The organism is Candidatus Eisenbacteria bacterium, assembly GCA_035712145.1.
In the GTDB taxonomy this organism is placed as follows: Bacteria; Eisenbacteria; RBG-16-71-46; order RBG-16-71-46; family RBG-16-71-46; genus DASTBI01.
The window spans coordinates 52,251-64,681 of sequence record DASTBI010000036.1 but is presented as its reverse complement, the minus strand read 5'-3'; the positions used below and the strand labels follow the sequence as shown (position 1 = coordinate 64,681).

Here is a 12,431-nt window from a genome sequence, read left to right as displayed (position 1 = left end):
CTCCCCGAGGTCCGGGTCCTTGCCCACGGCGTTGGCGAGCGCGAGCGGAGCGGCATCCACGACTTCCGGCTCGATGCCCAACAAGCCTAGCGGCTTGAGGTGCCGCTCGAGGTGTTCGCGTGGAACCGCGGCGAGCAGGAGGTCGACCCTCCGTTCGGAGGGATAACGCCCGAGGATCTGGAAATCGATGACCATGGTCTGCGGGTCGAAGGGGAGGTGCTTGCGCGCCTCGAATCGAAGCGCGGGTCCTACCTCGGATTCGTCGAGAAGAGGCAGCGAGATCTGCTTGACGATCACTCCTGGTCCGGAAACGCTGACGGAGACGCCGCGCGCCGAGCGCGGTGAGAGTCCGAGCCCTTCGAGCGCTCCAGAAACGGCATGCGCCAGGGTCTCTTCGGATGGCCCCGCCTGGTCGGCTCCGGGCATGAGCGCCTCGATGGCGCGATAGCGAGGTCCGCCCACGGCGCCATACGCCGCGACCACCTTGACGCTGTAGGTCCCGAGGTCGAGCCCGACCCAGGGCCGCGAGCCGATCGTTGGCCGGATCATCTAGTTGGGATTGGAGTCCGTGATCGAGCGCCAAGAGCCCGGAACGAGGGCCAGTCCTCTTCGCTTCGCGTTGGGAAGGAGGCCCGCGATAAGCAGCTTGTCCAGGTTGGCATCAGCTTGAGAATTCGGCCCGTGCCGGAAATCGTAGACCTGCCCGGGGGGGGCGTCCGGACCGTGGATCCAGGCAAAGTTCGCGTAGATGGTCAGCCAAGGAACCGAAGCGTTGAGAGGCGAGACCGTTGGAGCGGGAGCATCGTCGATGCCCACGTACCCGTCCGTCACGAGAATGACGGGCACGTCCGGAGAGTGAAAGCCTCCGGCGAAGTACAGGCCTACGTCCGTTTGGCCGGCATCCAGTGACTTCGTCGTGTTGGTCTTATTCGCCACGATGACCAGCATGTCGTTCGGAGTGCCGTGGACGATCACCATGGGCTTGCTATAGAGACCTTTGTCGAGCATCCAAACGGCAATTCCCGAGACCGTGATGTCCACGTTGTGAGCGGCGAGGATATCGCGGGTCCATTCGCCCGAAGTCCACGTCGTCTTGAAGAGTTTGATGCCATTCGGCGCGCCGCTCGCATTCAGGGTCATGTCGTTCTGGTTGTCAGGTTCAACCCACTCTGCAGCGGCTTCATTCGTGTTCCAGAACTGAGCAACTTGAGGCGCCGGAACATCGCCAAACTTGAGGTCGAGGTCGCTCACGGGCGGAGGGGACGTGAGGATCGGGTAGATGTCTTCGTACCAGTCGAACTGCGGGTCCGGCGGCTTGGTCCCATTGTAGTTCTGCCAGCATGTGCCCATGAGGCGAACGTTCTGGTTGGGCGCGTATTTATCCGATGTCTGCGAAAGGTAGAGGCCGCGGTTGGTGGCCGACATCGTGAAGAGGTTCTCGTACTGCGGGGCCCCGCTGGGATCGAACGCGGCTTCCAACATGCGACGCTGGCCGTTCCTCTCGGCCAGTACGCGAATGGTCACGGACTCGTTGGTGTTCCATTGCACGGGCCCGGTGCTGTCCACGCCCTGCATGGCGCGCGCGTACAAGATGCCGGGACTCAGATTGGTTGCCACCGATGCCAGCGTCTTGGGAGGAGCGCTGAGGAGAAAACGCGCACGGTCAAGGGCTCCGCTGGCATCGTAAAAGAGCTGCGTGTTCTCCAGCGATTGACGCATGAACTGCGCCTCGTAGCTCGAGAGCGAGAACAGCGAGAGCCCGATGATCGTGAGCACGACCACGAACATCACCACGCCGGGGAGGATGAATCCGGCCTGATCGCGAGTGGGGGCGGGACCGCGTTTCATCTGTTGTAGAGCCCAATGGAGGTCGACAGAGTCACCCGCTGGCCCGCCGAGGATCGCACGCGCAGACTGTCCACGGTCAGGATCCCATTCACGGCGTCGAATGAAGCGTCGAAGCGCTCGACCCTGGTCGGCGTGATCGCGCCCTGGTCGCTGCCGCCAATGCCGTAATGCACGCAGGAGTCAGCGGGGTCCCAGAAGAATTGCCGCTGCACACCTCCCTCGATCACGATCACCTGCTTGTTCGCGCTGTCTCCAGCGACCGGAAGGATCAAAGCATCAGAGGCGGTCTGGATGCTGTCCCGCATGACTTCCAGGATTGCGGTTGCGTCGCGTTGCGCCAACACCTGGGTCGAGGCGTCGGTCCACATGATCTGCGAGTTGAGGTAGAAGGTCACCAGCCCGAGCGTGACAATCCCGGCGAGGACCATCACCACAGTCAGCTCGGTAAAAGTGAAGCCGCGAGTCTTGTTGTGTAGCGACCGGAGGGAAGCCAAGCTAACTCCCGAGAATGATCCGGGTGAGCACGACCTTGTCCTGGACGGAGCCTGACATCCAACTCACGTCTACCACGACCTGCTTGTAGTCTGGATTGCTGTCGGCATCAGCAGGGTCATCTATGGGGGTCACGGTCCACTGCTCGGTGCCGCTGGTGTTTCCGTTGAGGGACAGAGGGGATGGCGGATGAACCCCGGGGCTCAGGTCAGGATGCGTAGGGCTCCTCAAACCGAGGATCGAGAGATATTCCATCCGCCTTTCCGCCGATGCGAGAGCACTCCGGGCGACGGCGTATCGGTCGATCATCCCGCGCCCGGCGCTAAAGGAGAATGCAAGACCCAATACCGCAATAATGGCGATGACCGTCGCAGTGATGGCTTCAACGAGCGTGAAACCCACTTCGTTCAGCACGAAGTGGCGCTCTACGCCAGGTGAGCGCCGTTGCGCGCGAAACTCGCGGTTTATCGCTATTGATCTACCCAAGGTTGGGCGGGCGGGTTAGCGCGGGAGTGAGTGTATGTGACGCTGAGATCCTCAGCGGCGTTCTTTCCTGTTGCCGTCACCACGAACCCATCGTCAGATGCACCCGTAACCGCGAAGTCCCAATTATTGAGAGCCTCCGACAAGTCGCAGTTGAGTCCGTTCTGCGCCTCTGGAGTCGGGTTCACGACAAATGCCGGGCAGTTCGCGTACTCTCGATTTAGTTGATAGTAGGTTTGTTCAGCGGTGATGATTGCGCCAATCGCGCCTTTTGCTTCCGTTCTCTGGGCGTCCTTGACGTAGTTGATGTAGAGCGGAACCGCCACCGCCGCCAGAATGGCCACGATGACGATCACGACCATCAACTCCATCAGCGTGAAGCCCTTCTGATTCCTGCGCATGGAACTGATCCTCCTGGCTCTCTTGGCTCTCCCGGTACTAATGCCCCACCAGGCCTGAGCGCATGGCCTGGCCGAGGTTGAAGATGGGCAGATAGAGGGCGAGCAGCATCACGCCCACCAGGCCGCCCAACACCACGATGGCGATGGGCTCGATCAGCGAGCTGAGCCCATCGACCTGAGTCGTCACGCGCTGCTCATAGAAGTCGGCGGTACGGGACAGCATCTCGTCCAGCTTGCCCGTCTCTTCCCCCGTGGCGGTCATCTGGACCAGCATCTCCGGGAACACGCCCGTCTCTTCCATGGCGCGCGAAAGCGCGTCGCCTTCCTCCACGCGGGAACGGACCTGGTCGATCCCACGCTCCAAGACTTTGTTCCCGGGGACCGGGCGCATCACCTTGAGGGCGTAGAGGATCTGCGTGCCGCTCGAGGTGAGGATGCCCAAGGTCCTGGAAAACTTGGTGATAGCATACAACTGAATCAGGGGCCCAAAGAGCGGCAAGTTGAACTTGGTCCTGTCGATCCACAGCTTGCCTCGCTCCGTCTGGGCAAAGTAGAGGAACATCCCCACCGCAAAGACCGCCAAGCCCGTGACGATCAATAGATTGCCGACCACGGCGTTGCTGACGGCGAGCAGCACCTTGGTGGGCCAGGGAAGCTCGACCTTGAAGCGGGCGTAGATCCCCGTGAACATCGGCACGATCTTCACCACCATGACGATCAGGATCAGCAGGGCGAAGGACATCACGAAGATCGGGTAGCGGAGGGCGGCCTGCACCTTGAGCCGTAGCGTCTCGGCGCGCTCCATGTAGGTCGCGGTCTGATCCATGATCTTGTCCAGCGTGCCGCTGACCTCCCCGGTGTTGACCAGGCTCACGAACACCTCGCCGAAGGATCCGGGGTGCTTGCCGAGTGCGGTGGACAGCGAGTCACCCTTCTGCACGTCGTCCGCGACGTGGCCCAGGATCCGCGCCATCTTCTTGTCCTCGTGGTCGCGGCTGATCGAGCGCAGGCTCCTCACCATCGGGAGTCCGGCGTGGATCATGGTCGAGAGCTGGCGCGCGAACAGCGCCACCGAGACCGGCTTGACCGAGCTGCGCCAGCGCTCCACGACCTCGGCGGAGCGCACCGCGATCTTGCCGCGCACCAGGGCTGCCGCGTTCGGCGCGCGGCTCTCGATGAAGACCGGCGTCAGGTGCGAGCTCTCGAGAACCCGGAGCACCTCCTCCTCGGAGGAGGCGATCTCGATCCCCTCGTGCGCGTGCCCGTTCGCGTCGCGGGCTTTATAGAAGTAGCTCGGCATCGTTCTAGCCGTCGGCGAGAGTGGCGGCCCTCACCTCATCGATCGTGGTCACTCCTTGGAGGATCTTCTGCACGCCGTGCTTGCGCAGGGTCAGCATCCCCTCGGCCACGGCGCGCTGCTTGATCTGGTCTTCGTTGAGTCCGTCGAGCACCATGCGCCGCACCGGGCGTGTGAGCTCGAGCAATTCGAAAACGGCCGTACGTCCATAGTAGCCAGTCTGCTTGCAGGCCAGGCAACCCCGGCCTCGCTGCATCGGGTGCCCGGTCAGGGTGGCGGCATCGTCGCTCAGCACCGCCAGGGCTTCCGGCTCGGGGATCACCGGCTCGCGGCAGCGCTCGCACACCCTGCGAACCAGTCGCTGGGCCATGACCAGCGTGACCGCCGAGCCCACCAGGTAGCGGGGGACGCCCATGTCGACCAGTCGCGTCACCGTGCCGGGCGCGTCGTTGGCGTGAACGGTGGACAGCACGAGGTGCCCGGTCAGGGCGCTCTTCACCGCGATGTCGGCCGTCTCGGCGTCGCGGATCTCGCCGATCATGATCACGTCGGGGTCCTGCCTCAGGATCGAGCGCAGCGCGCGCGCGAACGACATTCCCACCTTGGCGTTGGCGTGCACCTGGTTGACGCCGTCGATGTGGTACTCGATCGGGTCCTCGACGGTGAGCAGGTTCCTGTGGACCGAGCGGATCTCGTTGAGCGCGGCGTAGAGCGTGGTGGTCTTGCCGCTGCCCGTCGGCCCGGAGATCAGGATCATGCCGTAGGGCTGGTGAATGGCCCGCTGGAAGGCCGGCAGCAGGGGGCCGTCGAGGCCGAGGTTCGAGACCTGGCGCGAGAAGGAGGTCTTGTCGAAGAGCCGCATCACGACCTTCTCGCCATGGGCGGTCGGCAGCGTGGACACGCGGATGTCGACTTCACGCTCGGGCAGATGCACGGTGAGGCGCCCGTCCTGCGGCAGCAGCCGCGTGGCGATGTCGAGATCGGCGAGCACCTTGATGCGCGAGACGATCGCCATCTGGAGGTTCTTCGGGGGCTTCATCACCTCGTGCAGGATGCCGTCGATGCGGAAGCGCACGACCAGGCGGTCCCGAAGCGGCTCGACGTGCACGTCGCTGGCGCGGTCGTCGATGGCCTCCGCCAGCATGAGGTTCACCAGCCGCACCACCGGCGCGTCCTCGACCTGCTGCCGCAGGGTGGCGAGGTCGACGTCCTCGTCGCCTTCGGAGCCCGGCGTGAGATCGAGCTTCTCGAAGATCTCGCCGACGCGCTCTTTGGTGCGGATCTGCTGGTAGAACTCGTCGATCGCCTCGCGAACCTCGCTCGGCCTGGCGATCGACACCCGGATGGCGTTGCAGCCGGTCAGGGCCCTCAGGTGGTCGATCGAGACGACGTCGAGCGGATCGCCCATGGCGATCTCGAGCGCGCCGTCCTTCTTTGCCAGCGCGAGCACGCAGGCCTGCCGCGCCAGATGCTCGGGGATGAGCTGGACGACCTCGGGATCGGCGAGCGAGAGACGCGAGGCCTCGGCGATCGGGAGGCCGAACTGCCGGGCCAGCAGCTCCACCACGTCGCCTTCATCGAGTATCCCGAGCCGCACCAAGGTCTGCCCGAGCCGCTCGCGCGGATCGTTCTTGGACCGGAGCGCCAGGTCGATCTGATCCGTCGTGGCCTTGCCGTGCTCGAGGACCAGCTCGCCGAAGCGGCGCGTCGACAACCGGTAGGAGAGCGTCATGCGCGGGCCCTCGTGGCCTCGGGAATGGGCGCGACCCGGTAGTGGCGCTTCTGCAGCAGCGCGCGCTTCTCGATGTCCTCGAAGTGAGGATAGGCGACGTCGAAGTTGATGCGACCGCGCTCGACCAACTCGATCAGCGCGTCGTCCATCGCCATCATGTCTTCGCGGAGGCTGGTGGCGATGACGTTGGGAATCTGGTGGATCTTGTCGTCACGGATCAGGTTCGAGATCGCCGGGTTCACGAACATCAGCTCCCGCGCCGCGATCCTGCCGCGGCCGTCGGCGCGGGGGAGCAGGACCTGCGAGACGACCGCTCTCAGCGTCAGCGCGAGCTGCGAGCGGATCTGCGAGTGTTGGTGCTGCGGGAACGAATCGATGATGCGGTTCACGGTCTGGGCCGCGGTCTGCGTGGCCATCGTGGAGATGACCAGGTTGCCGGTCTCGGCGGCGGTCAGCGCGATCGCCATGCTGGTGAGGTCGCGCATCTCGCCCACGAAGATGATGTGCGGCAGCTGGCGCAGCGCGCCCTTGAGCCCGCGCGCGTAGCTCTTGGTGTCGGTGCCGACTTCCCGCTGGTCGATGACCGCGTTCTTGGATTCGTAGAGGAACTCGATCGGGTCCTCGACGGTCACGATGTGGCGCCGCACGCCTCCCTGGTTCACCTGTTCCAGCAGCGAGGCGATGGTCGTCGACTTGCCGGCTCCGGTCGGCCCGGTGACGAGGACCAGGCCGCGGGTGATCCCGAGCAGCTTCGAGACGACGTGAGGCGAGAGGCCGATCTCGCTCGGCAGGGGAATGGTGAGCGGCACGATCCGGATCGCGGTGCCCCAGTGTCCGCGCTGGACGTAGAGATTGACGCGGAAGTTCGCCACCCCGGGAAAGTGGTAGCGCGTGTCCAGCTCCTGGTCGCGGAGGAACTTCTCGTGGAGCGCGGGAGTCAGGAAGCTCTCGGCGAGGCGACGGGAGTCGGCGGAGGTCACCGGAGGCGAGCCGGGCAAGGGCTGCAGCACGCCTCCGATCGTCACCATCACCGGTTGATCGACGGTGATGATGAGGTCGGACGAGCCGAGCTCGACCGCCTTCCGCAACACCGCGTCTCTCTCGAGTGTGATCGCGCTCATGACCTCCAACCGATCCACCGACGTCATGCCGGCAAGGGCAGGCACGACGTCATTCCAAAGCCGCAGCATCGGTATACGAGTCAGCCCGAACGATTCTAAGGGTCGGGCCCAATAAAGGGCCGCGGGGCGGGCATCGGAGAGGCGGGCGTCTCGAGCTTCCCGATGTGACGGAAGCGCAGTGATCTTAGGGCGTTAGGGGCGGGGTGTCAACGATCCCGGCACTTCGAGCGGTTTCTCCGAGAGGAGGACTCATCGCGTTGCGGAATCATGCGATCTGCATTGCTCAACGAGGTCCGTTCGCCACCGTCATCGACGAGGCGAAAAAACTCTTGCGCCCGATTCTGGAGGAACCAACCTCGATGGAAGGGGTATTCGACGCGGTCGCGATGCATCTTCCCCCGAGAATTCCCTGGATCGTCGCGATGCCCATGTGGCAGTTTCCCGTCCGCGTGTGATCGAGGACTGACCGGACCCCTCGGAACGCGCATCAGGGATGAGTCTCCGAGCCAGACTCTGGCTCTTCTGCGAGCAGGGAAGGTCGCCCTCGCATTGCAGTCGGGCCGACAGCAGTTGCGGAATTCAATGCTGTTCTCCGCCCGGTCTCCCCACGGGACCCGAATCCTAGCTTCGTTCCTGGGTGAAAAGCTGGCCCTTTCCGCTGGTTCTGGCGAGGCCGGTCGGTGGCCCGTCGTGACCCACTGCAGGGCATGCTTCCTGCTGTGGCGGCACGCGGTTGCGCGGTTCGCGTTCATGAGGAATGCGTCCGTGTGATCTGCGGTGACAGGCCCCCGACACCCCTCGTCCGGCGCCGCACGCTGCATCCAGCCATTCGTTCGCGGAGGTCGCCAACCCTCTGGTCCGGGGCGGCGGCGTGGAGGGAGATCCGATGCGCTCAGCCATCGCTCTGGTCTTGATCGCGGTCATTGGCGTCAGTGTCGTGCCCAGCATCGGCATGGCGCAGACCGTCACGTTCAACAGCGTGCAGCTGTCGTGGACCGCGCCTGGAGATGACAGTTTGACGGGTACCGCAGCGCAGTACGACTTGCGCTATTCGACGTCTGCCATCACCGCAGCCAACTTCGCCAGCGCGGCGCGCTTCACCGGAACTCCGGTTCCGACCGCCGCCGGCACCCGTCAGACCATCACGGTCACGGGTCTCAATTCGAATACCACCTACTACTTCGCCCTCAAGACCGCCGACGAGGTCCCCAACTGGTCGGGGCTCTCCAACGTGATCTCGCGCACCACGCTCTCGGCCCCCGACACCGTCCGGCCCGCGCCGCTCGCCAACGTGAGCGTGACCGGCTCGACCGAGACCACCGTGAGCCTGCGCTGGAACGCGACCGGTGACGACAGCCTCACCGGCACCGCGACCACTTACGACGTGCGCTACTCGACGACGCCGATCACCGCCGCCAACTGGGGCTCGGCCACCCAGGCGAGCGGCGAGCCGGTGCCCGCGGCTCCGAACACGGTGACCAACTTCACCGTCACCGGCTTGACCCGGCAAACCACCTACTACTTCGCGGTGAAGGTGATCGACAACGCCGGCAACCCGTCGGCCCTGTCCAACGTGGTCAATACGACGACGCCGGACCAGACCGCTCCCGCCGCCGTGCGTGACCTCGCGGTCGGACTCGCGTGGTTCAGCTGGCGGACCAGCGTGCCCGATGTCGATCGCTCGACGGGTGTGGCACTGCGCACGAATCGCAATCGTGGGGGCCGGTAGGAGTCGGCATGGAAGCCCGACTTTCGCGCCGCCGGACCCCCAGTCTGAAGGGCCGGGGATATCTCCCGGCCCTCCTGCTGTCCTTGGGGCTCGGGTGGGTGCTCACGCCCCAGATGGCCGCGGCGCAGGGAACCGGAGCCGACACGCTGATGCTCGTGTGGACCGCTCCGGGCGACGACGGCCTGGCGGGCACCGCCGACCACTATGAAGTCCGCCTCTCGACGTCGCCGATCAACGACAGCAACTGGGATTCGGCCTGGCTGATCGGTGCCGCACCGGCGCCGCTCCCGGCTGGCCAGCGGCAGAGCTTGATCGTGCGCGGCATTTCGCGCGGCACGACCTACTACTTCGCGATCAAGGCGGTCGATGACGCCGGCAACACGTCGGCGCTCTCCAACGTGGTGCGGTGGGATTGGATCATCGACACCGCGCCGCCGTCGGCGCCTTCGGGCGTCACGGTCGCGGCCGAGAACAGCACGCAGGGGAGAATCCGCTGGTCGGCCAACTCCGAAGCCGACCTCGCGGGCTACACGGTCTATCGACGGCTCACGTCGGGTGGCGCATGGCAGGCCATCAGTCCCGCCGGATTCAATGCCACCCAGTTCCTGGACACCGCGATTCCCGCGGGCACGAATCAGGTCTGGTACCAGATCAGCGCTCGCGACGTGACCGGCAATGAGAGCGCGCGCAGCGCGACGGTCACGCTGAATTTCGGCGGCGCCGCGATCACCACGGTCTTCGAGCTGAGCCCGGTCTATCCCAATCCCAGCCGCGTCTCGACCATGGTCAACATCCCGGTCAACATTCCCGCCGCTGGAGGCGGCGCCGAGCTGTTCATCATGGATTCCGGCGGGCGGCGCATCCGCAGCCTCTCGCTCGCGGGTCTCACCGGAGGTCCGCAGACCGTGGTCTGGGACGGCCGCAACGACGCCGGCGGCTCTGCCGCGCCGGGTGTCTACACAGCCTGGCTGATCAGCACCGGTCAGCGTTTGAGCGTCAAGCTCGTGAGGCAGCCATGAGCGCACCCCGTCAGATCAAACGGATCCTGCTCCTGTGTCTGGGGGCGATGCTCGCCATGGCGATCGTGGCGGCGGGCTTCGCGGGCGCCAGCGAGGACAACGCCGGCACGACCGCCGCGAGCTTCCTGAGCCTGGGCGCTGGCCCGCGCATCCTCGGAATGGGCGGCGCGACCATCGGTCTCGGCACCGACCTCGCCGCCAGCTCGTGGAATCCCGCCGCGCTCGGCTGGATGGATCAAGGGACCATCGTCCTGTCTCACTCCGGTCTCGACAATGCGAGCCTGCAGGAGTGGGCCGCCATGGGCGGCAAGCTCGGCAACGCTGGAACCCGCTGGTCGATCTCCGGTCTCTATCAGGGAGACGGCTCGTTCGAGGGCCGCGATGCCTCCAACAACCCCACCGGCGCGTTCACCGTCTCCGGATTCGCCGCCGGAGGGCACCTCGCTCAGCAGATCGGGCGGCTCACGGTCGGCTTCGGCGTGAAAACCGTGATGGAGCAGCTCGGCGACGTGTCGGGTGTCGGGACGACGTTCGACGGTGGCTTGATGTATCGCCATGGGATCCTCTCCGGCGGCTTCGCCTTCCAGAACCTGGGCGGACACATGAGCTATTCGGGGGCGGTCTATCCCTTCCCGTCCAACTACGGATTCGGCCTCGCGGTCGCGCATCCGGGAACGGGCCTCAGCCTCGCGGTCGACGCCAACTTCCCGTACGCGTACGCCAACGATGTCCGCGCGGGCGCCGAGTGGCGCTACAAGGACATGCTCGCGCTGCGCGCCGGCTACCGTCACGAGATGTCGGAGCAGCCCGACGATCCGCTGAGCGGTCCCAGCTTCGGTCTCGGCGCCGGCACGAACGGCTTCTGGCTCGACTACGGCTACCTGATCTCGGGCAACCAGGACGGGCAGCATCGCGTGGCGATCACGTTCTTCCCGAGCAGCTGGGGTGGGCTCGGCAGCGACCCCTACGGTCAGGGTGAGATTCCGGACACGTTCGACGAGAAGCCCGTGAAGAAGGTGCCTCTGATCGGGCCTCCGGTCCCTCCTGGACTGAAGAAGAAGTAGCGGCCGCTCTCCTCGAGCAGTTCCCGGCTGGCGGCGCTCCGCGGCCGGATGCTAGCGTGCCGCTTCGATGTCGAAAGTCCAGCATCCCGGCGGCGCGATTCGCGCGCTGGCATCCCTGCGAAAGCGGCCCGCCGCGCGAGATCGCATCGCGATCGCCGCCAACGCCACCCGGATCCTCGTCATCAAGCCGCACGACCAGCTCGGCGATTTCGTGCTGACGACGCCGGCGCTTCGCGCGCTGCGGGCGCGCTACCCGCGAGCGCGTCTGGCGGTGCTGACCCGTGAGTTCCTGGCGCCGCTGGCCCGGCGAGTGAAGGACATCGACGACGTCTGGGTCCTGCCCCGCGTCTCGGACCTCGCCTCGATCGCGCACCTGGCTTCGGTCACCTCGAGCGTGATGCGCTTTCGTCCCGACGTGGCCTTCGTGATGAACAGCGTGTCACGCTCGAAGTCCGCGGATGGATTCGCATTCTGGTCGGGCGCCCGGCTGATCGTGGGAAGAAGCCGCGTGTTCGCCGGGCCGATCTCACCGGACGCTCCCGAGGATCCCGGAGCGCGAGCGCTCGCGGCGGAATCGACCGATCCGCTGTACGACGTCGACGTCGACGTGGGACTCCATTCCACGGCACAAGCCGAGCGGCTGCTGGACCTGGTCCGCTGGTGCGCGCCAACGAACGAGCGACCACTCACCCATCTCGAGCTTTCGGAGAACGATCGCGCGGCGGGTCGCGCGCGGATCGAGGAAGCGCTGCGCGGGCTCGGCGATGTCGATGGCCCCGGACGCATCGTGGGGCTCCACCCCGGCGCGGCCAACGAGCTCAAGTGCTGGCCGCTGGAGTCGTTCGTCGAACTCGGCGCCGAGCTCGCCGGCGCTCGAGATCGCCTTTGGCTCGTGGTGTTCGATTCTCCGCGCGAGCGTGGACGAGCCGCTGCGGTGGTCGCCGGGCTTGCCGCGCGCGGCGTGACCGCGGGTCTCGTGCCGGCGGGTGGGATCGGCGAGTTCGCCGCCGCCTGCTCCGCCCTCGACTTGCTGGCGTGCAACGACTCGGGCGTGATGCACATCGCGGCCGCCGTGGGCATTCCCACGGTCTCGTTCCATTCCCTCGGGGATCCCAGGGAGTGGGCGCCGCGGCACGATCGATCGATCGCGTTCTACGCGCCGAACGGGATCGCGGCGATCCCGCTGAGCGCCGCGATCGAGGGCGTGCGCGTCTCGCTGGCGCTCCCTTCCACGTCCTGAAGCGC

At 65.7% G+C, this 12,431-nt stretch carries 12 protein-coding genes; 4 read left to right on the top strand and 8 right to left on the bottom strand.

Annotated features, from left to right (window positions below):
* The 8 genes from pilM to VFQ05_02300 all read right to left on the bottom strand — a co-directional run.
* Positions 1-549, bottom strand: a 549-nt coding sequence (gene pilM, locus VFQ05_02335) for a pilus assembly protein PilM (GenBank protein HET9325591.1), incomplete at its 3' end; no start/stop codon positions are given.
* The gene (locus VFQ05_02330) at positions 550-1,782 is read right to left on the bottom strand and encodes a hypothetical protein (protein HET9325590.1); all 1,233 of its coding nucleotides are present in this window, start codon (positions 1,780-1,782) and stop codon (positions 550-552) included.
* 62 nt (positions 1,783-1,844) lie between these two features.
* Positions 1,845-2,342, bottom strand: a complete 498-nt coding sequence (locus tag VFQ05_02325; GenBank protein HET9325589.1) for a type II secretion system protein — start codon at positions 2,340-2,342, stop codon at positions 1,845-1,847.
* 1 nt (position 2,343) lies between these two features.
* On the bottom strand, positions 2,344-2,754 hold the full coding sequence (locus tag VFQ05_02320; protein ID HET9325588.1) for a hypothetical protein: 411 nt from the start codon (positions 2,752-2,754) through the stop codon (positions 2,344-2,346).
* Between the two features lie 56 nt (positions 2,755-2,810).
* Complete coding sequence (locus tag VFQ05_02315) at positions 2,811-3,224, bottom strand: prepilin-type N-terminal cleavage/methylation domain-containing protein (GenBank protein ID HET9325587.1); 414 nt, start codon at positions 3,222-3,224, stop codon at positions 2,811-2,813.
* Between the two features lie 37 nt (positions 3,225-3,261).
* Positions 3,262-4,524 (bottom strand): type II secretion system F family protein, encoded by a 1,263-nt coding sequence (locus tag VFQ05_02310; GenBank protein ID HET9325586.1) that lies wholly within the window; start codon positions 4,522-4,524, stop codon positions 3,262-3,264.
* 4 nt (positions 4,525-4,528) lie between these two features.
* Complete coding sequence (locus VFQ05_02305; protein HET9325585.1) at positions 4,529-6,253, bottom strand: ATPase, T2SS/T4P/T4SS family; 1,725 nt, start codon at positions 6,251-6,253, stop codon at positions 4,529-4,531.
* Positions 6,250-7,374, bottom strand: coding sequence for a PilT/PilU family type 4a pilus ATPase (locus tag VFQ05_02300; protein HET9325584.1), 1,125 nt, complete (start codon positions 7,372-7,374; stop codon positions 6,250-6,252). The genes VFQ05_02305 and VFQ05_02300 overlap by 4 nt, the downstream gene beginning before the upstream one ends.
* A gap of 886 nt (positions 7,375-8,260) precedes the next feature.
* Between VFQ05_02300 and VFQ05_02295 the strand changes: the two genes are divergently transcribed.
* The 4 genes from VFQ05_02295 to VFQ05_02280 all read left to right on the top strand — a co-directional run bounded on the left by VFQ05_02295 (position 8,261) and on the right by VFQ05_02280 (position 12,426).
* Positions 8,261-9,103, top strand: a complete 843-nt coding sequence (locus tag VFQ05_02295) for a fibronectin type III domain-containing protein (protein ID HET9325583.1) — start codon at positions 8,261-8,263, stop codon at positions 9,101-9,103.
* A gap of 8 nt (positions 9,104-9,111) precedes the next feature.
* Positions 9,112-10,122, top strand: coding sequence for a FlgD immunoglobulin-like domain containing protein (locus VFQ05_02290; GenBank protein HET9325582.1), 1,011 nt, complete (start codon positions 9,112-9,114; stop codon positions 10,120-10,122).
* Positions 10,119-11,186: a PorV/PorQ family protein gene (locus VFQ05_02285; protein HET9325581.1), complete on the top strand. Its 1,068-nt coding sequence runs from the start codon at positions 10,119-10,121 to the stop codon at positions 11,184-11,186. Before VFQ05_02290 ends, VFQ05_02285 begins: the two co-directional genes overlap by 4 nt.
* 67 nt (positions 11,187-11,253) lie before the next feature.
* Entirely contained in the window at positions 11,254-12,426 is a 1,173-nt protein-coding gene (locus tag VFQ05_02280; protein ID HET9325580.1) for a glycosyltransferase family 9 protein, read from the top strand.
* Positions 12,427-12,431 lie beyond the last annotated feature (5 nt).